The following is a 260-nucleotide window of genomic DNA, read 5'->3' as shown; positions in this document are numbered from 1 at the left end:
TAAGTCAGTCCCTGGGATGGTGTCTTTTGATCCATCTGGGTAAGTAATGGTTGCAGTACCGTCATTGCCGATTTCAACCTTAGTTGGGTTTTGACCTTCCTTAGGAGCTGGGAACTTGTCCTTGTTGGCGTCTTCGACAGCTTTCTTAACTTTTGCTTTTTCGTCATCTGTTAAGTGGTTCTTGTCTTCGACTTCAGTCTTAGCCGGAACAGTTGGATCAGTTAAGTCGGCTTGGGTCTTGTCTGAACCGTTGTCATCGC

General features: G+C 46.2%; 1 protein-coding gene. It reads right to left on the bottom strand.

Annotated features, from left to right (window positions below; all coding sequences use genetic code 11):
* Nucleotides 1-260 (bottom strand): hypothetical protein (locus QP363_RS13235; protein WP_284764829.1); only part of this gene is annotated, 260 nt, incomplete at both ends.

Origin of the sequence: Corynebacterium sp. UMB6689 (assembly GCF_030215295.1) — a bacterium.
GTDB lineage: Bacteria > Actinomycetota > Actinomycetes > Mycobacteriales > Mycobacteriaceae > Corynebacterium > Corynebacterium aurimucosum.
This window is presented reverse-complemented; position numbering and strand designations above follow the sequence as displayed.